Consider the following 25,128-nt stretch of genomic DNA (forward strand, 5'->3'; position numbering starts at 1 on the left):
TTTTACATAATTCAATAATGTTTTCAGTATTTTGTATACATGAATTAGCCTAGTTTAACGCGTTCTGCTGTTTTTTTTCGAATCTCTTCAGAGTCAACTTTAATTCGAGCTACCCCGGTCTCCATAGCGGCTTTGGCAACTGCTGCAGCGACAGCAGGCGCAACCCTCGGATCAAAAACATCCGGAACTATATAGTCTTCCCTAAGTTCGTTTTCGGGAATTAAATTGGCAATCGCGTAAACGGCGGCGATTTTCATTTCCTCGTTAATTTGACGGGCTCTCACATCAATGGCGCCGCGAAACATTCCGGGAAACACAGTTACATTATTAACCTGGTTAGGGGCATCTGAGCGCCCAGTTCCGGCAACTCTGGCGCCAGCGGCTTTGGCTTCATCATAGCTAATTTCTGGCACCGGATTTGCCATGGCAATGACAATTGGATCTTGGTTCATATTTTTTATCATCGCTGGAGTGATTGCTCCCGGAGCCGAAACAGCAATGATTGCATCGGCTTTCTTAGAAACCAATTCCAAGTTACCCTTTAGTTGAGTCAGATTAGTCACCTTAGCCAGCTCGGCTTGTACCCTGTTTAGGCCAGTCATACTTTTATGCAAGGCACCCTGAATATCAACCATAACAACATTTCTAGCGCCGGCATTAACTAGTAAACGGCCAATAGCCGTACCAGCGGCACCAGCACCGTTAACAATAATGTTTGCAGTAGCCAGTTCCTTTTTAACAAGACGCAGCGCGCCAATAAGCGCTGATACTGCGGCAATTGCTGTTCCATGCTGATCGTCATGGAACACAGGAATATCCATCTGTTCTTTCAGACGATCCTCAATGTCATAACATTTTGGTGAAGAATAATCCTCCAGGTTAATCCCTGAAAAAGAAGGTTGTAGCAGTTTTACTGTTTCAATAATTTTGTCCGGATCTTTTGTATTCAGACAAATAGGAACAGCATCAACATCACCAAACACTTTGAATAGTACTGCTTTTCCTTCCATGACAGGCATCGCCGCTTCCGGCCCAATATCTCCCAGTCCCAATACACGAGTACCATCAGAAATAACAGCAATCATATTGCCGCGGCAAGTAAGTTCAAACGATAAATCTTTGTCTGCTTGAATTTCTTTGCAAGGTTCAGCGACCCCCGGTGTGTAGGCCAAACTTAAATCACGACGAGTTTTGAGTTCCACCTTATTTCTTACTTCCAATTTACCACATTTTTCGCGATGCAGTTTAAGTGCGTCCTCTCTTAAATCCATATTCCTATTCCTCCAATAGCATCAGCAGTGCATAAAAGCTAATTTCATTATTATCATATAGCGAAAATAGTTTGATGGGAAATTAAGAGTCTTTATATAAATAATAAAAAGTCTTTATTTTTAGAATTTTTCATGAACATCTTCATCAGTGTCATTGGTAAACTCCCTCTATACTTATATAAAAAGCGAGGCCTGCTCCACTTAAAATGGTTCAGGCCTCGCTTTTTATGCTAACACATCAAAGTTGTTATCCCTGTGTCTGTCTACTCTTCCATTATATTGCAATAAGTTTCCAAAAAACCTGTTGTCACCTCACCCTTAACAAATAAGGGGTGATTCAGCAGTTTCTGATGAAAGGGAATGGTGGTATGCACGCCCTCAATAACAAATTCGCTAAGTGCCCGTTTCATCCGTTCAATGGCTTCCTGTCTGGTTTTACCCCAGACAATGGCTTTTGCCACCATAGAATCATAGAAAGGAGAGATATCATACCCAGGGTATACAGCACTGTCAATTCTGACACCAAACCCACCAGGCGGCAGATAGCGTCCTACCTTGCCGGGGCAAGGCATAAAGTTACAGGCTGGATTTTCTGCATTGACGCGGCATTCTATAGCCCAGCCATTTACCTGTACTTCTGCTTGCGAAAAGCTGAGACGGCAGCCTGCCGCCACGGCTAGCTGTTCCTTAATCAGATCAATGCCTGTAACCATTTCCGTTATGGCATGCTCAACCTGAATCCGGGTATTCATTTCAATAAAATAGAATTGACCATGTTTATCCAGCAGAAATTCTACCGTGCCTGCTCCCTGATAATGTACCGCCTTGGCAGCCTGCACGGCAACCTGCCCCATCTGCTGGCGCAGCCTTTCATCCAGAGCCGGTGACGGCGCTTCTTCCACCAGTTTTTGATGACGGCGCTGAATGGAGCAATCCCGTTCACCCAGATAGACAACATTGCCATAGCTATCGGCCATAATCTGCATTTCAACATGCCGGGGTTCTTCCAGATACTTTTCTAAATAAACACCGGGATCACCAAAAATAACTTCTACTTCCTTTTGCGCCTGACGAATGGCTTGGCTTAAATCTGCAGCATTATCAGCCACTCGCATGCCTTTGCCGCCGCCACCGGCGGTGGCCTTAACAATCACCGGATAGCCGATTATCTCTGCTACAGCGACTGCCGTTTCTATTTCTTCAATAATACCTTCTGTGCCGGGAATAATGGGAACGCCTGCCTTTTTCATAGTATCCCGGGCTGCTGCTTTTGCTCCCATTCTCCTGATAGCTTCCGGACTAGGGCCAATGAAGGTTATCCCCCAGGCGCTGCAAGCTGCGGCAAATTCCGCGTTCTCAGCTAAAAAACCGTAGCCCGGGTGAATGGCATCAGTCTGGGTAGCGGCAGCCACCGCAAGCAAATTAGCTACATTTAAATAGCTCTGCCTGGCAGCAGCCGGACCGATGCAATACGCTTCATCGGCTAGCTTGACATGCAGCGCCTGCGCATCAGCTTCCGAATAAACAGCGACAGTAGCAATTCCCATTTCACGACAGGCCCTAATAATCCGGACAGCAATTTCACCCCGGTTAGCAATTAGCACTTTTTTGAACATTTGTTTTCTCCTTTGTTCCTCTACCGATCTTGTTTGCTAAACCGAGGCTGCTATGGCTTTACCAAAAACAGCGGCTGACCATACTCCACGAAATCTCCGTCTTTCACCAATACCTTCACAACTTCGCCTGTTACACCAGCAGCTACTTCGTTAAATAATTTCATAGCCTCCAATATGCATACGATAGTATCCGGTTCTACTCTGTCGCCAATAGTTACAAACGGAGCGGCACCGGGTTCAGCGGCAGCATAAAAAGTTCCGACAGTTGGCGAGATAATCTCGCAGAAAACCGTTTCTTCCGGTTCGGGAGTTGGCGGTTTTGCTGTTTTCTGTGAAATAGGATTAGCTGAGGCCGGTACGGCAGCAGGCTGTAGCTGCTCAGGCAGAGCAGAATTTTTGGCAATAACCAGTTTTGATCCTTCATTATTCCATTCAAAGTGACTGATCGACGATTGTTCCACAGCCTTAATCAATTCTTTTATTTCAGCAATAGTAAACATCAATTTCACTCCTTGAGCATTCTTACTGCTAGGCAAACTTATCCTGCAATTTGGTATAGGCTTACATTAGCCGCAAGGCAATGGCTTGTTTTAGTTGCTGCAGATATCCTTCCCGTTCAAGATAAAGCTTCTGTGCCTCTTTGAGCGATATTTCCTGAAACTTGATTTGCGCTCCCGGCCTGGTCTGAGCAATAAGGGCAACATCTACCGCTGCAACCTGGGCTATCTTGGGATACCCCCCCGCGGTTTGCCTGTCTGCCAGCAGCACAATCGGGTTGCCATCAGGCGGCACCTGAATAGTTCCCAGCGCAACCGCCTCAGAAATCATTTCTAATGGCTCACTCAGCGTTAGCACCGGACCTGACAAACGGTATCCCATCCGGTCTGACTGTGTTGTAACCTGAAAAGGCTGACCAAAAAATTGCGCCTTACTTGCTGCTGTAAAATGCTCATACTGACTGCCACAGGTAACACGCACCGAAATAGGCTGAGCAATCTGGAGAATATGCTCCTTGGCTGCATACCAGGCTGTAGCGGCAAAAGCATGCCCCTGCAATTTAGCAGCTAACTGTTTACTTAACCGGTCAGCCTGCTCTGACAGGGAATTTTGGCCAACAAGCACATCATCCTGCTGTAACGCCCGCCCGTGAAAGCCGCCAATACCTGCCCGCAAATAGGTGCTTTTGCTGCCCATTACTACCGGAATATCATACCCTCCGGCCACAGCCAGATAAGAACGGCAGCCTGGCTTAGATCCTCTAAAAGCAAGCACACTGCCTTGTTTGACATAAACCGGTCGCCACATGGGCACTGCTGCGCCATTAATGGCCGGCGCCATATCGCCGCCGGTTATGGCCAGCAGCATATCCTGCTCCAGCCGCAGCGTCGGCCCCATTAGTGTCATTTCCAATGCACCCTGACCTTCCTCATTACCCACCAGGATATTGGCTACGCGCAATGCGTAGGAATCTATAGCGCCACTTACAATCACGCCGTACTTTTGAAAACCATATCTGCCCAGATCCTGAATGCTGGAAAGCAGGCCGGGGCGCAGCACAGTCATACTCATGGCCTGGCCTCCTCATATTCCTGATATTCAGCCAAAGAAATCGGCCGGAACCGGATGATATCGCCTGCCTGCAAGAGACTGGGACATGCCGCCAGAGGACGAAACAACGGCAACGGCGTGCGGCCAATCAACTGCCAGCCTCCAGGGGTTGTGATAGGATAGACACCGGTTTGCATACCGGCAATTCCTACAGAACCTGCCGGAATTTCCAGGCGCGGCGATGGCCGCCGGGGTGTGGCTATTTTTTCGGACATGCCGCCAAGATAAGGAAATCCAGGAGCGAATCCGATCATATACACAAGATACTGCCCCTGACTATGGATTTCAATTACTTTTTCCATTGTCAGGTTATTATGCTCTGCCACATAAGCTAGATCCGGGCCGAATTCACCACCATAACAGACAGGAATTTCCACGGTTCTGGGCACAGTTGCTACGCTATTGTCTAGTTTACTCAGTACTTTTACTAATAAATCAGCAAGAACTTCATAGGCCAGTGGTTCTGTTTGCTGGTAAAACTGTTCTTCGCATAATTGCTTTACTTGCGCCGGATTGAAAAACACGGTAACGCTGGAGTAAGCCGATACATATTCTAGCATTCCCGGCAACGGCTGCCGATCCAGATAATCGGCTAGTGTCTTTACTTTCTTATTTGTCTCAGGATTAATGCCTTTACCGAATTCCACCATAAGGGCTGCTTCGCCGACAGGCAGCAGTTGGTATTCAAGCACAGCCGTCTCTGTTTGTTGACTCACGAGTATCCACCTCTGTGTCTCTTGCTATATATAGCATGCTACAGCGTTACTTACAACACACTGAATTTTTCATCCTGTATATCGGTAATAAACATATGACCGGGAGCATGGGTAATCATCAACTCCGGTTTTATCTGCATAGCTACCGCTTGCGGCGTAACTCCGCAGGCCCAAAATACCGGGACTTCTCCGGCTTTAATCGTAACACGATCACCAAAGTCCGGCTTGTCAATATCATTTATCCCAATACCGGCCGGATTGCCAATATGAATAGGCGCACCATGAACTGACGGGAAGCGGGAGGTTATCTGAACAGCCCTCACAACATCCTTTTCCGGTATCGGCCGCATGCTCACCACTACCGGGCCTTCAAAACGGCCTGCTTGTATACAGGGAATATTGGTCTTATACATGGCCACATTACAATTCTCTTCGATGTGACGAACCGGAATACCGCTATTCATCAGCGGATGTTCAAACGTAAAGCTGCAACCGATAAGAAAAGCAACCATATCATCTTCCCAGTAAGTAAGAATATCTGTTACTTCATCTACCAATTCGCCGTGCCGGTAAATCCGGTATCTAGGAATATCTGTGCGGATATCTGCAGCAGGAGCTACCAGCCTGGGCACCGGCGAACCGGCTTCGGTGACATCAAGCACCGGACAGGGTTTCGGATTCCTCTGGCAAAATAAAAGAAAATCAAAAGCAATATCCTTCTTCAAAATGGCCAGATTGGCCTGGGTAAACCCCTTAGCCATTCCAGATGTTGGCTTAGCCCACTCATTCCGACGAATCATAGCCCGTACTTCTGCCGGACTCATATTTGCAAACTCACTCATTTTTCATCCCTCTTTACTATCCTATTGTTACTACTTATCACCCATAGCCTTGACATCAATCCCACCGTTAAGGAGATATTCCCGTATCTTCCGGGCAAATTCCAGCGCGTGTCTGCCATCACCATGAATACATACCGTATCGGCCTTGACGGCAATATCCCGGCCTTGTCGCGATAATACCTTGCCTTCCTTAATCATGCGGACAACTTGCTGCACGGCTTCTTCCTGATTGGTAATCAACGCATCCGGTTGTTTACGCGGAGTTAATGAACCATCCTGCTGATACGTACGGTCGGCAAATACCTCATGAGCTACCTGCAGACCAATTTTTTCTCCGGCAGCGACTAGTTCACTACCTGCAAGACCAAACAGAATTAAACCGGGATCTACCTTATAAACAGCTTCGGCAACAGCTGCTGACAGCGGTTTGCTTTTGGCCGCCATATTATAGAGAGCGCCATGCGGCTTAACATGCTGCATATTTGCTCCTTCAGCTTTGACAAAGGCCGTTAATGCACCAAGCTGGTACACTACCAGGTCATATGCCTCCTGGGGTGAAATATCCATTTGTCTCCGGCCAAAACCAGCCAAATCCGGCAAGCCAGGATGAGCACCAATCGCTACGCCATTTTTCAAGGCCAGCGTGACTGTTTTGCGCATAACCCCCGGATCACCGGCGTGAAAGCCGCAGGCAATATTTGCCGAGGTTACAAATGGCAGAATCTCTTCGTCCACGCCTAGTTTGTAAGCGCCAAAGCTCTCTCCCAAGTCACAGTTTAAGTCAACTCGGTACATATCGGTATACCTCCAAAGTTTTTTATAATCTATAGAATGTAAAACATCATATGATTACATTAAAAATTGATTAATAAATGTACGTACACTCATATATCCCATGATAGCAACAACAAGAAAACCGCTAACGGTCATCCATACAGGATGTCTGTATTCACCGACAATCTTTTTATTATGAGCCCCAACTAATATCGAAGCCAAAGCTAACGGTAATATAAACCCGTTAATTGTTCCCACGACCACAAGTACCTTAACCGGCTGGCCAACCATAACAAAAACAATTGTCGAAAAAATAATAAACCCAATGATGATTTTGTCATAATACTCATCAACTTTTTTGCTAAACGATTTTAAAAAGGATACAGACGTGTAAGCACAGCCAATAACCGAAGTCGTACCGGCTGACCATATTACAATACCAAATAATTTATAGCCTATGTCTCCTGCCGCAGCTTGGAAAACAGAAGCAGCCGGATTTGCCGGATCTATAAAATGGCCATGTACGATAACACCAAGAGCACCTAAGAAAAGCACTACACGCATAACACCGGTGATTAAAATACCGCTTATGGCGCTTCGCGTTGCCTGCGGAATAAATTTTATGCCCTTGATGCCAGCGTCCAAAAGCCGGTGTCCGCCGGAATAGGTTATATATCCGCCTACACTGCCGCCAATGAGTGTGATCAGCGCTACTATATCAATTTGATCAGGCGCAAAAGTTTTAACAACCGCTTCGCCTACTGGCGGCATAGCTGCTATGGCGACAAATACAGCCAAAAGAATCCTAACAATACCAAAGCTGCTTACGAAGCTGTCCATGATTTTGCCTATCTGCTTAAAACAGAAAATAGATAAGGCAATGATACCGCTAATGATGGCTCCTGCTTGAATTGATGTGCCAAACAAAACGTTGAGCCCCAGTGACGCTCCGGCGATATTGCCAATGTTGAAACATAAACCGCCCATTACAATTAAAATAGAAATAAAATAGCCTAACCCTGGCAGGACTGTATTCCCAATTTCCTGGCCACGCATACCGGAAGCAACGATAATTCTCCAAACATTGATCTGAACAAAAATATCAATTATTACCGACGCCAAGATTACAAACCCAAAACTGGCTCCCGTTTTTTGAGTGAACACAGTGGTTTGCATCAAAAATCCCGGACCAATTGCCGTGATGGCCATCAAAAAGATAGCGCCGAGATAGGACCCTTTAAATCTATTCTCTACTTTACTCTCACCCATTGCTGATCACACTCCTCAATTATTTGATAATAACCAAAATTCACATTTTTATTGGTTCCATAGTTCCCCCCTAGTTTTTTATCCTTTTTTCGCCTACTGAGAAATGAATTTCAGTTTAAAACAAAAAGACGCTCAAACAAAGTTACTCTTTGTTCGAAGCGCCTTTGCTTCCTGCGAAATTTGGTTTTTTTTATCATAACACCGAACTAACCGGATGTAAAATTGAAAAATTAAATAGGGACATTCGATTTTCCTGAAAGCTATTTTTTTAAGCTTTCAACGCTGTGGCAATAGCCTGATACAATTGCTGTTCTGCGTGGAGTGCAGCAATTGCTTCCGTTTCACTAACACAGCAAAATCGTATACTATCACCGGTCTTGGTCTGGGCGACCTTGGACAAATCGTTCCGAATCACATAGCCAAGCTTGGCAAATCCACCCGTAGTCTGGTGATCTGCCAGCATAATAAACGGCATACCATGCGAAGCAATCTGAATAGAGCCCTGATACACAGCATCAGAGATAATATCTGCTTTGCCGACAGGTAAAATCCGGGAGCCTGTCAACCGGTAACCAACCCTGTCAGCTTGCTTGGTAATTGTATATGGTTTAGCGAAAAAGGTAGCAATTGCTTCCTCAGAAAACATATCCTGCTGAGGCCCGAGCATCACTCTTATCAAAACCTTGTCACCATAGGACGGAATATATTCACCGGCAAGTGACTGTGGTCTGGCAGCACCTGCCCCTGCCTGCCCAGCATACAGGACATCGCCCTGCCGCAGCGTTCTCCCCTCATAGCCCCCAACGCCTGCTTTAACACAAGTAGACCGGCTGCCCAGTACCAGGGGAACATCGATTCCCCCCTGCACCGCTAAATAAGCCCGATAGCCGGTGACAGCCTCGCCAAATCGGAGTTCTCCGTTCCTGGGCACAAGAAAAGCCGACCAATTGGGAGCAGCAACACCATTTACCGTTACCCGCATATCTGCGCCGCCAACAGCCACCAGTCGCTCCTCATCAAACTTAAGCACCGCTCCCCAAGAGGTCATTTCCAGCACGGCCGCCTGTACCTCATTACCTGCCAATAAGTTGACTATGCGCCCGGCATACCGGTCCATTACCCCGGCTATCGGCAAACCATAAGCCTGGTAGCCCCATCGGCCCTCATCCTGTACTGTTGTAAAGAAACCTTGTTGAATAACAGTAATCACTACTCATCACTCTCACTGCCCTGACAAATTCGCGGAACATAAGTGCCTGCTGCTACTTCGCGGCGTATCGCAAAATACTCTTCCACGGTTATCGTATAAAACTGCAGATAATCTCCGGGAGAAAATAAAAAAGGCCGACTGCTCTTAGGATTAAAGGCCTTGACCGGCGTACGCCCAATCAGCCACCATTCTCCCGGACTTTCCACAGGATAAAGGCCTGTCTGACTGCCCCCAATCCCCACCGAGCCGGCCGGCACCTTAGCACGCGGCTTTTCCTGCCGTGGCACCGCAAGCTGCTCAGCCAAGCCGCCCAAATAAGGAAACCCCGGGGTAAACCCCAGCATATACACCAAATAGGGGGTTGCGGTATGAATACCGATAACCTCTGCTGCCGTCAGCCTGGTATAGCGTGCCACATATTCCAAATCAGGTCCCAGCACACCCCCGTAACAAACCGGCACATAAACTGTCTTGGCCTCTGTAGGCTGACTGCTTTGGGGATTCATTTCACACAGCATTTGGCTGATAAACCCGGACAACTCCTGCCTGGTTATTACCAAAGGATCAAAATATACCATAACAGTCCGGTAGGTGGGCACCACCTCAATAACACCAGGAAGCAAACTGCTGTTAAGCAGTCCGGCAAGCTGTTGCACCATCCTGTTAATAGCAGGCGAAATGTCTGGATCGAATTCGATTACCAACCCATGCTCACCCGCAACAAGCAGTCTGACATCAGGCATCCATTTATTCATAGCGACCTCCACTGGGTTTTGGATTTTCTCAGTTGGCAAGAAATTCACTTCAATAACCTCTCCTGAACAAGCTTATGAAAAGCTTGAATGGTAGAAGAAAGCCATTTATCCTTGTGGTAGGCAAGATATGCATTAATTTGGAATTCCGGTCCCAACCAGGGCAAAGCTACTAAGGTACCTGACGTAAGTTCATTCTGGACTGCCGCCTGGGGCAGGATCGTCAACCCGATATTGCTCATAACAAATTGCTTAATAACCTCAATCTGGCATATTTCCAGCACATTTCCCGGCCGGACAGCCGCTTTTTCCATACTCTCTTCCAATAAAGTCCGATAGCTACTACCGGAATCGGGAAAGATCAGTGTTTGTCCGCCCAGGTCGCTTACCTGCACCCCGGAAAACCTGCTGAAAACATGGTTGGGCGAGGCAGTTAAAACCACAGGCTCCGGCCATAACAATTTACTGACTAAGTCAGGCTCCTGTATTTTCTCTTCCAGGAAAAAAGCCACATCCATCATATTTTTTCGCAGCATATTGTAAAAATCACTTGAAATCCCTAGCTTCACCTTCAATTCCACCTCAGGATATACGGCAGCATATTCCTTAAGCAAATCCTGCAACCGGTATACACAGAGCGATTCCGGGATACCAATGATAATCGGCCCCCGCGGTATCGAAAAATCATCAAGCACGTTTTTAGCTTCCTCGGCCAGTTTGGTAATGCGCTCAGCATAATCATAGAGCCGCTCACCGTCACCGGTAAGCATTAGCTGATGACCAAACCGTTCAAACAAAACAGTGTTCAATTCTTTTTCTAAAAATTGAATATGCGTTGTTGCTGTAGACTGAGTATAGCCAAGAAATTGTGCAGCCTGTGAAAAATTACCAAACTTAACAATACTCATAAACGTCTTTAATTGTCGTATTTCCAAAAATACCACTCCAAAACAACCTACTTTGTCTATATTATACTCTATTTAACGCTTTCGACCACTTTTTTAAAAAAGTGGCCGAAACTCACTTGATCTTTCTAATGAGCCCGGCCATTTTATTCCACTATTAATACTTTCCCGGAATATACAGGTTTAGTTCTATACTGACAGTTCCATTAGGCTACTTGCTCTCCCGAACTGTCACCGCGATTGCCAGTGTCTTGGTTGCCAGTTTTCCCGCGTCCCAAGGCCGGGCAAAGCTAAAGTGGATGGTTTCTGTTCCCAACTCATCACCCGCCTTCAGTATATAAGTATCACGCAACGGTCCGCCACACAGGTTCTTGTCAGCTGACAGCGGTTGGGAATCCGCTGTTTGTTCTGCTCTGACCAGCATAGGTTCTCCCTCTAATTTCCATGAATAACCAGTTCCGGCGGCAGAAAGCAGTTCCACCCGAAACACTTCACCTGGCTGGAGAGCAAGCGCCATGTTAACAACTCCCTGACCCAAACTATCCACCTGTACTGTCAGCTTAACAGACTCTTCCCGGTAAGCCATACCTTCTGCCGACACACTACCAGCAAACAGTAACGGCAATACCATCATTACGAGTAACAGTTTAAACAGCAGTTTCTTTGAAAAGTCCCCCACAAGCATCTTCCTCCCTTAAATTCAGCACTATTTTGAAAAATATTACCCTAGGGCAAATTTAATCTGACCTGTACCATCTTTATTTCGGGTACTAACCTACTTTGCAGGTTAGTACCCGTTTCTCCGCGCTATATAAATTTTCCTGCTAGATTTTGCATAATCAATGGCCATCACAATGGTTTGCAAATCGAAACTATTGTTGAACACAGATTTTTTTAAAATTGGGTATTGTATTTCCTATTTTCTGTGTTATAATTATCCTATAATAATAATTATTGTTTGTGGAGGTAGATTTATGAAAAAGTTTGTCTGTACTATCTGTGGCTATGTTCACGAGGGCGACTTTGCCCCTGACGCTTGTCCCCAATGTAACGCACCTGCTACTAAGTTTGTTGAACAGTCCGCTGCTGGTTTGAATTGGGCTGATGAGCATAGAATCGGCGTAGCTGCTGGCGTAGATACCGAAATCCTCGAAGGTCTGAAATTGAATTTTATGGGAGAGTGCACCGAAGTCGGCATGTATCTGGCAATGAGCCGCCAAGCTGACCGTGAAGGTTACCCCGAGGTAGCTGAGGCTTATAAACGCATTGCCTTTGAAGAAGCCGAGCACGCCGCAAAATTTGCCGAATTGCTGGGTGAAGTCGTAAATCCTTCTACCCAAAAGAACCTTGAACTCCGGGTAGAAGCTGAATATGGTGCCTGTCAAGGCAAACTGACTATCGCCAAAAAAGCTAAAGAACTTGGCTTGGATGCTATTCATGATACTGTTCATGAAATGTGTAAAGATGAAGCACGTCATGGCGCCGCCTTTAAGGGATTACTAGACAGATATTTCGGGAAGTAGTATTTCGAAATAAAAATGAAAACACCTGCGAGTCCATCAAACGACTCGTAGGTGTTTTTTCTCTAAACTTCTACTTAATCAAGCCGTAGGCTTTCATTTCGCTGCGGAGAAGTTCCAGGTTATGGTCTTCAAGCTCTGTTAACGGCATGCGGCATTGACCGGCCGTAAAGCCCAGCAAATTTACAGCTGCTTTAACCGGGATAGGGTTTACTTCACTAAATAAGGCTTTTATGAGATTCAGTGTCTGAAGCTGCAACTTGATAGCACCCTTACAATCCCCCTCAAAGAACTTCGCAACCATATTGTGAGTATCCTGCGGGATAATATTAGCCATTACAGAAATAACACCTTGACCACCTAATGACAGTACAGGCAAAACACTATTGTCATCACCGGAATATACAAAGAAGTCCTCACCACACAAATTTACTACATCACCAACTTGACCGAGATTACATTCCTTAACGGCAATGATATTATCGATTTTAGCTAATGCTTCTATTGTCTCAGGATTTATGTTCAAATTAGTTCTGCTCGGCACATTATATAAAATTATTGGTATCGTAACACTATCAGCAATAAGCTTAAAATGCTTATATAAGCCTTTTTGTGTAGCTTTGTTATAGTAAGGAGTCACTGATAATAGTCCGTCAGCACCCACTGCTTCAGCTGCTTTCGATAATTCTATGGCATGGCGGGTATCATTACTTCCCGTGCCAGCAATAACCGGTACGCGCTTGTTGACTGTTTCTACCGCAAACTTAATAGTAGCAATATGCTCATCATCTGGCATGGTGGAGGCTTCGCCTGTAGTAGCACAGATTACAATGGCATCTGTGCCGTTTTGGATTTGAAACTCAATTAGCTTTGCTAATGATGGATAATCAACACCATTGTCAGTAAATGGAGTTACAATAGCTACTGCAGAGCCAGTAAATAATGGTTTTCTCATAAGTTAACCACCCTTTATTCATATTTGGTACATCAAATCATTAATACTTTGATTATATCCTATAAAACAACCAATTTCTATACAGATATCGCCTAAGTCGCTTTCTTTCTTAACAAAAATGTGATCATGCAGCGACTCAAGCTTGCCTTATATACATACAAACAGCACCTAATAAATACAATTGTCCTTATTTTTACCAAATCCGAATTTCAACTTTTAAAATTTATTTCACTACATTTAAATATTTAACCCATAAACCAAAAGAGACTACAGCCGGGTAGTCTCTTTTGGGCGTTCTTCCTTAATTAAAAATTATAGTTTGCACCAAAGCCCATACCGTTTGCTTTGATTCCCAAGTCATTATTCTCAAAGCTACGATACGCTTATCTTTTTACCGCCTCATTTCGAATAAACCTAGACCACTTAAAGCTGGAGTCAACCACCGTTATTATAACAGCCAAAATCATCAAAGCCATCAGAATTGCATTTGTCAGCATTCCCTTAGGCAGATAGGTATTAAAGATAGACATACTCCCGGCCGTAACTGTAGTAACAAACAAAAAAATCATTGGCACAAAAGTAACCAGTGCATAGCCTATGCTTTTGGTCTGTTTTAGGATGATGGTTGTGCCAATACACAGGGCAAGCGTTGCCAGCAGTTGATTAGCTACTCCGAAAATAGGCCATATTGTCGATATATTTCCGCCATAAAGCAGATAACCCCAAACAAATGATACCAGCCCACCGGTGATAATAACGCCCGGCCACCAGTTGACTTGCTCAAAGGGTCTATAAACCTTGCCAAATAAGTCTTGTACAATATACCGGGCCACCCTTGTACCGGCATCAATTGTTGTCAAAATAAATAAGGCTTCAAACATGATGGCAAATTGATACCAATAGGTCATCAAATGCCGTAAACCGGGAATACCGGCAAAGATAGCCGCCATCCCCACAGCCAGAGACACAGCCCCACCCGGCCTGTGGGCTACATCTTCACCGACCATCGTTGACAACTGGGGTAAATCTACGATGGTATACCCTTGGGAAGCCAGACTGGGAAAGACGGCAGCAGAAGTATTTATGGCAAAATAATCACCAGGCTGCAGCGCGGTGGCCGCAATCAATGCCATAACCCCAACAAAACATTCAGTCAACATAGCTCCGTACCCAATCATTAGGATGTCTCCCTCATTATCCACCAACTTAGGCGTAGTGCCTGAACCAATTAAAGCATGAAAACCAGAAACAGCACCGCAAGCAATGGTAATCATCAAAAAGGGCCACACCGGACCTGGAATAATCGGTCCGCCACCATTAGTAAACACAGTAAATGCCGGCATCTGAATCTCAGGTCTTACAATAAATATTCCTAAAGCCAGACCAGCAATTGTTCCAATTTTCAAATAAGAACTGAGGTAATCGCGTGGTGCCAGCAGAAACCAGACTGGTAGCGTTGCTGCAATAAAGCCGTATGCAGGCAACAGAAGTTTCAGCTGCGTTTCAGAAAAGGTGAATAAGGATGCCCAGGCAGAAGCTTTAATTACCGGACCAAGGACTACCCCCAGCAAGACAAGAGCGGTACCAATAAATGAGGCTTCACCAATATGGCCTGGCCGGAGATAACGCATGTATATTCCAATAAACATGGCAATCGGAATAGTTGCTGCAACCGTAAAGGTGCCCCAGGCATTTTTAAATAGGGCATTTACGATGACAATTGCCAGCCCCGCCATTGTCATAAGAATAATGACAAGAACCGCAAAGCTTGCGGCTGCCCCTGTCGTTTTTCCAACCTCATCTTTAGCAATTTCAGCAAGCGACCGTCCCTTGTGGCGAATTGACGCAAAAAGTACCACCATATCATGAACACCACCTGCGAGAACGGCCCCGATCAGCAGCCAAAGAAATCCGGGTGCATAACCATACTGGGCAGCTAGAGTGGGACCAACGAGCGGTCCTGCACCGGCAATGGCTGCAAAGTGATGTCCAAATACCACCCATTTGTTGGTAGGAATGTAGTCACGACCATCATTGAGTTCATGCGCCGGTGTTTCACGACTTGGATTAATTGCTAAAATTTTCGCCGCAATAAAGCAGCCGTAGAACCGGTATGCCAGGACAAGCACCAAAGCAGTAATAATAATCAATGTTAATGCATTCATACTAGTTAGTTCCTCCAGCTATTTTGATTTATGCCCAGAAATGGGCCATGCACCGCCGCCAAAAAAAGAGTCCGATTCGCGGTTGATACTGCGATACGGGTCTGTTTCATGTACTATCGCATTTGTTGGGCATACTTCAGCGCATAGTCCACAGCCTTTACAGACAGTATCATCTATACCATATTTTTCTTCTGCCGCGTAGATGGCTCCTTCTGGGCACACCTCCACACAGCGATTACATCGCTCACATTTATTGGTAATAAAGTATCTAATTAACTCTGCCATAAACGTACCTCCCTCTTTGCCATTAGCATGATACAAAATTACTATCTATATTCAGTTATCAGGTTCCATTCCGCTATTGTCATAAGGCTGTATATAGATTTACAACGATGAAATCGGCTTAATTCCCTGCTTAGCAAAGAATTAAGCCGATTTCACTTTAATAGCGCTAAAGTTAGCAAACACATTATCGCCCTCTTCTCAGAGCGGTTTTGAAAGTGGTAGTTATTTTACTGTATGCCTTGGGATTACGAGTACGCAACTTCTCCAGCCAGTATGTCAGTTTGGTATGACTCTCTTGCTTTCCTGCCAACCAAACCAGCAAACGGCTAAACCCAAACTCATATTCATCAACTTTAACATATACTGCCAAGAGTTTAAATACCATGCGATCAGAATGAATGGCAATTACTTTTTCCACAGCTTCTTCGGCCAGTATTTCGCGTATATAGCTATGCTCACTCAGCCTTAACATGGCATAAAACCAGGTAATACACTGTACTTCGTCAGCTAAATAGCCATTTAGCAGCTGGGCCTCTAGTTTTTCCAAAAACAGCCCCTGCAGATAAGCGGCTTGCACCGTTTTAAACCGTTGTTCGCCTTCAAGCAAATTAAGTACAAACTCCAGTTTTGGACAAAATGCATGTTGGTCAAAGTTCCAAACGTGACAAAAAATCCGATTATTAATCACATCATATATCCAGATCTCACCAAAGCGCAGACAGCTGTCTTGTTTACGCTGCGCATCATACATTATTGTTTTATACTCTTCCAGATCAGCAGTATACCATTCTTTAATCATCTCTTGGGCAATGCCTTTGGCGTCTTCATCTTCTATTTGGAACTGGCTCCTGAGCGCCAGTTCTTCCTGCTTGTTAGAGTAGCGAAAAACCGGCAGACTTTGTTCCCAGAGATTATCAACCGGTTGTTTACAGGTATCAATTAACTCATACTGTGCATTTACGGTGATCACAACTGCTCCATTGCGGGGGGTGACAGCAAACAGACCGCTACGAACTACTTTCCGCCCTTTATCAGTCAGTTCGTAGTTTCTAGTGCCGCCAGCCTCACATTCACTTAGCAATTGGCACCGGACAAGTTCACTAAGGGTATAGCTGACAACGACCTCTTCCACTCGTAACAAATTGCCAATACCTTGTTGACTACACAGCTCAGCCAGGCCGCAGGAAATACATTTCATAATAAACTCTTCGATGAGGTTATAGCGCCTGTATCCGTCAAGCCTAAATTCTACTGATATAAGCGCAACAGGCAGTTGCCATTCCCGCGTCTCCAATAGTACCAGTCCGGCTTGCTCAGCGATTATGTGTTGAGCGATATTCTCAACTTCTAAGGATTTTTTTCCTAAAAGTGCTGTCGCCGGAGTCGCTCCGCTTACTAGGTCAGTCATGCCAGCGTTACATTCAGGCTGGTAGTGAGCTTTCTGTATCCGGCTTATCCATTCCTTCAACAACAAAACCTTTATTTTATTATCAAAGCTCACGCTATTTGTCAACTGTGTTGAAATTGTTTTGATTCTTGAAGAAATGATATCTTGCTCACAAACTAATCTCTCCAGTTTACCACAGGCTACCGTTATTACATCTTCCAATTCGATCAGACGCTGGCGGTATTCCTGCAACCTATTTGTGTTATCTGTCCTTTGTTTCTCAATATCGTCACACCGCTGTGAGAGATCTTCCAAACTATTTTGCTGTTCTCGCTGGCGAGCCACTGCCACTATGTCATTTTCCTGCAATAAACCCTGCTCAGCAAGCACAGACTTCTGCTGTTGCAGCTTGTACTGAGCCTGCTCCAGCGTGTGCTCAATTTTTCCTAGACTTTGTTCCAGCTCAAGTACATCATCAACGACATTGGGGTCCATTCGCATTTTAAGATCTTGTGTTTCCTTACGGGAACTTAGCAGTTGTTTTGTTAAAGCCGCTAATTCCTCTTGGCACTGGATATAGGCATGTTCCAGTGAATATCCGCAATCCAGAAGCTGCCGGTAGCAAGCCTCATAAATCCGTTGCGTAAGATGACGGCATTCCAACAATACCTTATCAATTTCGGCAATTGTTTGTTCACGAAGAACAGCAGGTGAAACTGCCAATTCTTCCATAGACTTAGCCTTTACAAGCAAATCCAATAACGTTTTTTTCCACTGCGCACACAGACCGAGTTTAGCTAATATTCCCGGTGGTGTAACCCATAATAGATCATTGACTTCCTGGCGTAAGTGACTGATACTTTGATAATTAACCACCACACCCTTTGGATCTGACGGAAGATCACTTATCGTCAAACCATAGTCCTTCGCCGTATCGTTTAGGACGTAAGCTAGTTCACGTAATTGGTTTATTTTATCAAACTCCGTAGATTTAAGATCATATTGTCGTTGCTTAATAATATTGATTAGTTCCAATAAACGACTGATATCCTGATTCAGAAAGTGATTTACCGGTGCTTGCGCCTGGCACGCCACCTGCTGCACGACAGTTACAAAATCAGTGAGGTCTTGGTTGTACTGTGCTACAGCAATAATTTGCTCCTCGCGCTTACCGCTTAATAATACATAAGCATCTTGTTTGTGCTCAATAAGCAGCGACAAGGCATTAATCAGTTTTGTCTTTTCCGCTTCAATGCGCTGCAACTCAAGTTTCCGGGAAATTACAGTTGCTTGTAGCTTTGCATTCTGCTGTTCCAGGTCAGCCAGTTCAGCTAAATAGGTTAACTGTACAGTCACCTCTTCCCTTTTCACCAGGTTTTGGGCAATGACAGCTTCTGTCTCAAACTGGGCCGCAAACAACCGGTCTGCTTCCTTGTCAGCAGGTGCCGACCTTGGCAGACTAGTTTCCTGCTCGTTCACTATTTCCTGATACTCTGCTTGCAGAGCTTCATGCCGTGCTTTTAAAGTCTCACTGTCGCGTTGAACTTTATGCTCAAATTGAGCTAACTCCCGCCATTGTTCATCATCGCCGGTAATCTCGTCTGCGATAACAGTACATTCCGCTTTTATTTCATCCTGCCGTTTTGTGAGATTGGCAAGCTCCAGCTGCATGCTAACGGTTTCTTCCTGTTTTTTTTGCAGCTCAAGCAAGTCTCGTTGGCACCAAATCGCTATTTGACTTAAGTTTAAGGGTGCCATTCTATCTTCTTACCCATGTAACGTCCTCCAGTAAAACCTTTCTTACTATGTATATATTTTACACAAAGCTACCGGCTCCCCCTTCAAAAACAGCTAAAAACAAAAAAAATTCTAGATTAACTAGAATTTTTGGAGTCCCTATTAGCCCACAACAGCAACCAGCTTTTTATAAAATAGCAGCTTTGCTAATTTTACACTAACAGTTTGAAAGTTAGCTGGCACGTTGTCAGAGTAAAAGACAGTTATATCATCTACCGTCATCTTATAGTAAATTTGAATCTTTTCCGGATCTATTCCCAGTCGCACGGACGGGAGTTTGGCCTCGTGGCCACCCCCTCAGCAACTGCCAGGACGCCTGGCAACAGTAAGAGTAATCGCCTTATCCTTATTTTTTTTCATTATATAATCGCGGGCTGCTGGCTCAATAATTATATTCACTTTGTTTGTTCCGCCTTCTTTTCTACCGGCTCAGCCTTGATAGTGATCGTTTCGTCCTTCGCACCCTCACCGGCAAGGGCCCGCCGAAGCTCCGTCATCCCCTTACCAAGAGCCTTACCTGCTTCCGGCAACTTACCTGGTCCAAATACAAGCAGAGCAATAACTAGTATTACGCTCAGTTCAGCCATACCTAGATTAAACATAGTTCCACATCCCTTTGTTATTTTTTACCACTCAGGTCTTATTATGAACTGTGTATTCAAACCTATCAGCTTTTTGTGCTTATGCAAATTGCAGTACTTCTACTCCTACGTTAGAATTTCTTTCAATCGCCTTAATCGTATTATCTATATGAACAAATATCTCCTCTGATAGTTTTTTAGCTTGCATATATAAGTCATTAGCCTGTGCTAAATTATTACGATTAACCGCATCAATTACTTTTGTACCCATGCTATGCAATTCCTGATGTACCCCATCAATGGCCGACCATTCTTTGGCTATATCGGGATGAGTTATCGTAATAGCATGATAAAAATGTCCAAAGGCACATCTCTTAGAATTGGTCTGAATAGGATAAGGTTTCATTTCATCAACTATTCGTTTCAAATTCTTCATCCAATTGCCATGAGCTTCTTTTGCCTTTATAAGATTTTTTGTCAACTCGTCATTGGTAATAGCATTGATACCGCCATTTAATGATGATATCATATCTCTGATAATCTCACTAAGTTGATCGTCAATCTGGGATATTTCTTTCGCATTGACAGCACTTTCAGTAGCGTCAGCATGAATAATCTGTGTCATGCTATGCAGCTTTTCGGCATCTTGCGCTGATAAATTCATGGCTTGATTTACTTGTTTTGCGGCTTCTTTAATATCTTGCATGGAATCTGATATTTTATCCACATCATTAATTGTGTCTTTTAACATAAGTACATTTTCTTTTATTGTGCCTGATATTATATCAAGTTTTGCGTTCATGTTGCTTGTAGATTGCAGGGTATTATTCAGGCTTTCCCTGCTGCCGTTGGCTGCTTGGTGGATGTTATTAACAAAGACTCTCATATCATCTAAATTAGTTTTAGTACTATCGGCTAATTTTCTAATTTCATTAGCCACAACGGCAAATCCCCGGCCAAATTCCCCTGCACGAGCCGCTTCGATAGAAGCATTAAGAGCTAACAAATTAGTCTGTTCGGCAATGGCTTCCACGCCATTGACAATTTCGCTTACTTTCGCAGCCATGTCTACTAACTGTGCTATTTGCTCACTCATAGTAGTTGTATCTTGTACAACATTCTCTTTTAATGTATTAACTTCAGTTAATTGAACCATACTTTCATCATTCTTGCGAATTAAATTAGTAGAGGACTCCGATAATTGATTCATTGTCGCAGAAGTATGACCAATTGTCTCATTCACATCATTCATACTTGCCGTGATTTCCTCAACTATAGCAAGGTTTGATTCACTTAATGCCGACATATTTTGGGCAAAATCCATCAGTTCATAGGCAGAGTGTGTCATTTTAACATCAAATTCACTTAACGAGGATATAATACTTACCATTTGTTTAGAACTTACCGACATTTTCTTTTCACTTGCTAACAACTTATCAAAGTGCTTGAGTAGTGTTTGATGAATGGGGTAATCAACCGTAAGCTCTGCAACTACTTTTCCATTAAGCCGGTCTTCCACATTTTGAATTATACAAAGGGCTTCCTTGCAGGGTGCATTTTTTTTAAATAAATTCATAGCGATACTTCCTCCCTCACTATCCTAAGCATGCGCAGCAATAACAAAATTTATAAGATTTGAAATGTAAATTAGTAACGCCTGCACCTCTCTGTAAATATTAACTATTACTATTTTATTATTCCTACCAAAACATGAAATTCCTGCTATGTTGTGTAATTCGACAAAAATTTTCATTCGTGACTTCCGCCGTTATAATCAAGGAACATCTTGATATCAATCATACCCTCTAGCAGTTAAGCGCCGGGCTGTGCTATGATACCATATGCCGCATTACAACATCATCGACAATATAGGAAATGCTAATTTGTATCCTGGTAAATTAGTAACGCTGGTACGATGTACCAGCGAAAAGACAACCAAACAAATTATCGACTAAATTGACAGTAACTACCTTTACAGCCATGTGTAGTATCCCCCATATGGAAACAACGTGTATGGCTTATTGGTAATTTCACATGACAAAATTCTTTTAGTAATTCCACACCCACCAAAATTGCTGTCCGCACACTCTGCTTACAACACCCTGGACCGCCATTATTAGCGATCGCACTCAAAGCAGCATTCGCTGCCCTCATAGCCAAAGTCCGCTCCGTATCCTGCGCACAAGTAGCCTTATATAAAATACTAAAGAAGGCTCCCACACCCAGTCCGGCACCACAAGCTCCGTGATAAGCGCAGGTACAGCTGGGAATCTGCTTCATGCGTCGTATTCCTTCCTGAATATCTTGCTTTATCACAGTCTGCAGATCATTATTCTTCAGTACTATTTGCCCGTAATTTTTTGCAGCTGTTAACAGGGCTGCTGTTACGATGGCATGGTGCTCACCGCCAAGTGACGGCAACATTTCCCCCTTCAACAACACTTCAGCAATTTCCATTGGGTTTTTACTTGTCGTAGAAAAAACTGTTTTTTCGAGAAAACTGTAATAGCCAGCTCCATGACATTCTTCACACACGTAATGGCCATCGGGACAAAACACAGCTGTGGGAAAAGTTTCTCCGCAATAGTCGCAGCGCTTATCCACCGCAAGAGTTTGATAGGTTAATTCAGTACCGCAGACCATACAATTTTCGGAATGACGTTCCTCATGCAAACTTGCATGTTCACTCTCTGAGCTGCCTCAACAACGATTTTGCTCTTGACTGTCAACCATCTTGCAACCTCCTGTTATTTTTATTCTGATCGCATCCAGCTATCCACAATGCTAATAAATGGATTGCCGATAGGGCATCCTTGCTTGTGAACATTGCTCACACACCAACAAATTCCCAGCCGTTAAAACCTTCCCGCACTGGTTGCAACATTTTTTACTTGTTAGAACAACAGGCCGCTGACTGCCAATCAGCCTACCATTACTTAATTCAGGTGTTATCTGCAAAGCACCACGCGGACAAAGCAACATACATACTTTACACCCGACACATTTACTTTGGTTATGCAGCAGTTGACGTTGTCCGTCCGCTTCCGTGCTGGTAGTGGTTAATGCATCACTTTGACAGCCTCTGACACATATTCCGCACATATCACATTCATCATTCACTTTGCCGCCCCAAAACAATGGACTCAAATCCAGCGCTCCCCGCTGCTCCGGTCTTTGGGCGATACTCTCAATCAATAGTTCCCGATATGCTTTTCCCTGGTTTAAAGAAAGTGGTAGCAGTTCCAATAAAGTTTCTTTGGCCCGCGAGAAACAAAATGCAAATAATTCGCGGCGCTTAATCCTTACGTCTGCTTCGCTGTGCCTTAAAACCAGTTGTACCTTCGGTCTACCCAGCTTATGCAAAACAATGTTTGCTGTTTCGATTGTTTGTTTTACGGCGTCTGCTACACCGGGATTACATTTGTCACAACGATCATTATCGAGCCCGACAATCACCTGATCTGCTTTCATGCCAATATAGGCCAGCCCATAGGCATCTAACATTCCCAGACAATCTACGGCACTATCCAGTTGTTGTTTACTGCACACTATTTCAACCGTACCATTCTTTAGCTCCAGTTTGGGTGGTTTGTGTAAAACAGTAATGACACCAGCAGGGCAGGCCGCTGCACACAAACCACAACTGGTGCAACTGTCTGCTATGTTAATTGATACATCCCGGTTTGACAGTCCCACACTCACGCTCTGGTTAGGACACGCCGCTTGGCATTTTTGACAACTTGCCTTGCGGATTCGCTGGTTTAGGCACCTATTCTGATCAACCGTAACCTGCAGCGCACCTGCCGTCAATGTCATACTTTACCCCTCACATTCTGAGTAAATACGCCCACATATTCTTAGTTATACCATCAAATAAATATCTGGCCTGCATACACAATATATAACCGCAAAAGCGCGCTTCCAAGCATTACTAATGTGCAGTTAATCAGCAGTATTCCCATTGGTATTGCTTGCTGCGTTTCATAAGAATTCGTTCCCCCTGCTGTCAAACTAGCAGTATTGCCTGCTGATACGTTCAGCCCATGCAGCGAGGTAAGTGACACAATGATGGGTAAAACTAACCCCACTCCAACGACCCCAATCCAGAAGATATTTGCCCATATACCGGTAGTCAGCGCTTGTTTAGCAACCACCGCATATTGACCGCCCATGTTTACCAAACCAGTAAACATAACAAATAGGACAAATAATTCTACGGGTAGTAATTTGGTATCCAGAGATAACAGATACTGCATATTTCTTGCCTGCACCGACTCTTTAAACATTGTCGCCCCTAAGGCAATGCTTGCTCCGACACCTGCTGACATTCCGGAAATCAGGAATAAAAGCGGCAGCAAAGGAACATTAAGTAAGGGCTTTGCTCCCAAAGCTGAAAGCAAAAAGCCAGTATAGACGGCAATAGAGATAGCTACAAGGCACATCACCCATTCAAACCAGACCCCGCGGTTTTCAAACCATTCGATAATCGGAAGCAGTGGCTTGAAAAACCATTCTGTCAACTCACAATCAGCCAACCATTCTTTATATACAATGGCCGCAAAAAGTGTTGACATGCCGGAGTAAATCATCAGTAAAATTACGCCGATGGACATAACGGACTGCAATTGATAATGCAGCATCAACAACCAAAAAGACAGGGGTTTACTTAAATCTACAATTAGCAAGCCTTGTCCAAGCATAATGGTAATCGGGGCCAATAAAGCGCCAGCCTTCACTAACCCATCATACCTGCCGCCACTGTCATCTTTCCACTTAACCAGCAGCGCTGCAATGAATGCTCCCGCACTTAATCCAGCCAAAAACAAATATAAAGCAACAGGCCATTCCCACTGCACTGTATTATATTGGGCCATTGATCCCCATAACTGATCCATTATTGCCCACCTCCCCGTTTATTGGGAATAATACTAAGTTTCGGATGTGTTCCTAAATGTTCCTTTGGTTTCACTGTATATTGCTGCAGGGCCAGCCTGATTTCGCTTTTCGGATCATTTATATCACCAAAAACAAGTGCTCCTGTTGGGCAAATTGAGACACAGGCTGGTTTTTCCCCTTTTTGGACCCGGTTTTCATAACAGAATGTACATTTGTCGGCAGCACCGGTAACCGGATTAATAAACCTTGCTTGATACGGGCAAGCATTAATACAATACTTACAGCCAACACATTTTTTCGAATCTACCATATTGACGCCATCTTTATTCATATAAGAGGCTCCAGTTGGACACACCGGCACACACGGGGCCTTCTCACACATTACACAAGAGTGCCGTTCAAAATCCATCACAAGCTGCGGATACTCACCTTTGGGGCCATCAATACGAACCTGCAGCCGGTAGACATCGTCCGGAACTTTATTCTCAGCCCGGCAGGCTACCGAGCAAGACTGACAACCAATACATCGATTGCTATCAAAAAGCATGCCATAGCGTTTATCTGCCATACCACTATTCC

Annotated in this window: 24 protein-coding genes; 1 reads left to right on the forward strand and 23 read right to left on the reverse strand. The window is 44.5% G+C overall.

Annotation, left to right across the window (positions count from 1 at the left end):
* Positions 1–44: 44 nt before the first annotated feature.
* The 12 genes from SALPA_RS08330 to SALPA_RS08385 all read right to left on the reverse strand — a co-directional run bounded on the left by SALPA_RS08330 (position 45) and on the right by SALPA_RS08385 (position 11,642).
* Complete coding sequence (locus SALPA_RS08330; RefSeq protein WP_145092216.1) at positions 45–1,271, reverse strand: NADP-dependent malic enzyme; 1,227 nt, start codon at positions 1,269–1,271, stop codon at positions 45–47.
* Positions 1,272–1,534: 263 nt separating this feature from the next.
* Positions 1,535–2,887 carry an acetyl-CoA carboxylase biotin carboxylase subunit gene (accC, locus tag SALPA_RS08335; protein ID WP_145092220.1) on the reverse strand — a complete coding sequence of 451 codons (1,353 nt, stop codon included), beginning with the start codon at positions 2,885–2,887 and terminating at the stop codon, positions 1,535–1,537.
* Between the two features lie 50 nt (positions 2,888–2,937).
* Complete coding sequence (accB, locus tag SALPA_RS08340) at positions 2,938–3,387, reverse strand: acetyl-CoA carboxylase biotin carboxyl carrier protein (protein ID WP_145092223.1); 450 nt, start codon at positions 3,385–3,387, stop codon at positions 2,938–2,940.
* A gap of 61 nt (positions 3,388–3,448) precedes the next feature.
* Positions 3,449–4,456: a biotin-dependent carboxyltransferase family protein gene (locus tag SALPA_RS08345; protein WP_145092227.1), complete on the reverse strand. Its 1,008-nt coding sequence runs from the start codon at positions 4,454–4,456 to the stop codon at positions 3,449–3,451.
* Positions 4,453–5,211, reverse strand: a complete 759-nt coding sequence (gene pxpB, locus SALPA_RS08350) for a 5-oxoprolinase subunit PxpB (protein WP_255451033.1) — start codon at positions 5,209–5,211, stop codon at positions 4,453–4,455. Before pxpB (SALPA_RS08350) ends, SALPA_RS08345 begins: the two co-directional genes overlap by 4 nt.
* A 50-nt stretch (positions 5,212–5,261) precedes the next feature.
* Entirely contained in the window at positions 5,262–6,053 is a 792-nt protein-coding gene (locus SALPA_RS08355; RefSeq protein WP_145092230.1) for a putative hydro-lyase, read from the reverse strand.
* A 30-nt stretch (positions 6,054–6,083) separates the two neighbouring features.
* The gene (gene pxpA / locus SALPA_RS08360; protein WP_145092232.1) at positions 6,084–6,848 is read right to left on the reverse strand and encodes a 5-oxoprolinase subunit PxpA; all 765 of its coding nucleotides are present in this window, start codon (positions 6,846–6,848) and stop codon (positions 6,084–6,086) included.
* 54 nt (positions 6,849–6,902) lie between these two features.
* On the reverse strand, positions 6,903–8,096 hold the full coding sequence (locus tag SALPA_RS08365; RefSeq protein ID WP_145092235.1) for an NRAMP family divalent metal transporter: 1,194 nt from the start codon (positions 8,094–8,096) through the stop codon (positions 6,903–6,905).
* 268 nt (positions 8,097–8,364) lie between these two features.
* Positions 8,365–9,306, reverse strand: a complete 942-nt coding sequence (locus tag SALPA_RS08370) for a biotin-dependent carboxyltransferase family protein (protein WP_145092238.1) — start codon at positions 9,304–9,306, stop codon at positions 8,365–8,367.
* Positions 9,306–10,061, reverse strand: a complete 756-nt coding sequence (pxpB, locus tag SALPA_RS08375; RefSeq protein WP_145092240.1) for a 5-oxoprolinase subunit PxpB — start codon at positions 10,059–10,061, stop codon at positions 9,306–9,308. Before pxpB (SALPA_RS08375) ends, SALPA_RS08370 begins: the two co-directional genes overlap by 1 nt.
* 44 nt (positions 10,062–10,105) lie before the next feature.
* A complete protein-coding gene (locus SALPA_RS08380; protein ID WP_255451036.1) occupies positions 10,106–11,002 on the reverse strand; it encodes a LysR family transcriptional regulator in 897 nt (298 codons plus the stop codon).
* 172 nt (positions 11,003–11,174) lie between these two features.
* A complete protein-coding gene (locus tag SALPA_RS08385) occupies positions 11,175–11,642 on the reverse strand; it encodes a protease inhibitor I42 family protein (RefSeq protein ID WP_186450979.1) in 468 nt (155 codons plus the stop codon).
* A 295-nt stretch (positions 11,643–11,937) separates the two neighbouring features.
* On the opposite strand from SALPA_RS08385, the gene SALPA_RS08390 reads away from it, so the two are divergent.
* On the forward strand, positions 11,938–12,486 hold the full coding sequence (locus SALPA_RS08390; RefSeq protein WP_145092249.1) for an NADH peroxidase: 549 nt from the start codon (positions 11,938–11,940) through the stop codon (positions 12,484–12,486).
* 70 nt (positions 12,487–12,556) lie between these two features.
* On the opposite strand, the gene dapA is transcribed toward SALPA_RS08390, so the two are convergent.
* The 11 genes from dapA to SALPA_RS08440 all read right to left on the reverse strand — a co-directional run bounded on the left by dapA (position 12,557) and on the right by SALPA_RS08440 (position 25,117).
* Positions 12,557–13,438, reverse strand: a complete 882-nt coding sequence (gene dapA, locus SALPA_RS08395; RefSeq protein WP_145092253.1) for a 4-hydroxy-tetrahydrodipicolinate synthase — start codon at positions 13,436–13,438, stop codon at positions 12,557–12,559.
* 383 nt (positions 13,439–13,821) lie between these two features.
* Entirely contained in the window at positions 13,822–15,603 is a 1,782-nt protein-coding gene (locus SALPA_RS08400; protein ID WP_145092256.1) for a carbon starvation protein A, read from the reverse strand.
* Between the two features lie 18 nt (positions 15,604–15,621).
* Positions 15,622–15,888 carry a 4Fe-4S binding protein gene (locus SALPA_RS08405; protein ID WP_145092259.1) on the reverse strand — a complete coding sequence of 89 codons (267 nt, stop codon included), beginning with the start codon at positions 15,886–15,888 and terminating at the stop codon, positions 15,622–15,624.
* Positions 15,889–16,072: 184 nt separating this feature from the next.
* Positions 16,073–19,033 (reverse strand): hypothetical protein, encoded by a 2,961-nt coding sequence (locus tag SALPA_RS08410; protein WP_145092262.1) that lies wholly within the window; start codon positions 19,031–19,033, stop codon positions 16,073–16,075.
* Between the two features lie 141 nt (positions 19,034–19,174).
* Positions 19,175–19,339 (reverse strand): hypothetical protein, encoded by a 165-nt coding sequence (locus tag SALPA_RS28885; protein ID WP_186450980.1) that lies wholly within the window; start codon positions 19,337–19,339, stop codon positions 19,175–19,177.
* Positions 19,340–19,467: 128 nt separating this feature from the next.
* On the reverse strand, positions 19,468–19,674 hold the full coding sequence (locus SALPA_RS08415) for a twin-arginine translocase TatA/TatE family subunit (protein ID WP_021169725.1): 207 nt from the start codon (positions 19,672–19,674) through the stop codon (positions 19,468–19,470).
* Between the two features lie 79 nt (positions 19,675–19,753).
* Positions 19,754–21,229: a methyl-accepting chemotaxis protein gene (locus SALPA_RS08420; protein ID WP_145092265.1), complete on the reverse strand. Its 1,476-nt coding sequence runs from the start codon at positions 21,227–21,229 to the stop codon at positions 19,754–19,756.
* A 368-nt stretch (positions 21,230–21,597) separates the two neighbouring features.
* Positions 21,598–22,296, reverse strand: coding sequence for a DUF5714 domain-containing protein (locus SALPA_RS08425; RefSeq protein WP_222427913.1), 699 nt, complete (start codon positions 22,294–22,296; stop codon positions 21,598–21,600).
* Between the two features lie 141 nt (positions 22,297–22,437).
* Positions 22,438–23,469: a 4Fe-4S dicluster domain-containing protein gene (locus tag SALPA_RS08430; RefSeq protein WP_145092271.1), complete on the reverse strand. Its 1,032-nt coding sequence runs from the start codon at positions 23,467–23,469 to the stop codon at positions 22,438–22,440.
* Between the two features lie 53 nt (positions 23,470–23,522).
* A complete protein-coding gene (gene nrfD, locus SALPA_RS08435) occupies positions 23,523–24,548 on the reverse strand; it encodes an NrfD/PsrC family molybdoenzyme membrane anchor subunit (RefSeq protein WP_145092274.1) in 1,026 nt (341 codons plus the stop codon).
* Positions 24,548–25,117 (reverse strand): 4Fe-4S dicluster domain-containing protein, encoded by a 570-nt coding sequence (locus tag SALPA_RS08440; RefSeq protein WP_145092277.1) that lies wholly within the window; start codon positions 25,115–25,117, stop codon positions 24,548–24,550. Before SALPA_RS08440 ends, nrfD begins: the two co-directional genes overlap by 1 nt.
* Between the last annotated feature and the right edge of the window lie 11 nt (positions 25,118–25,128).

Origin of the sequence: Sporomusa sp. KB1, assembly GCF_007830295.1 — a bacterium.
In the GTDB taxonomy this organism is placed as follows: domain Bacteria; phylum Bacillota; class Negativicutes; order Sporomusales; family Sporomusaceae; genus Sporomusa.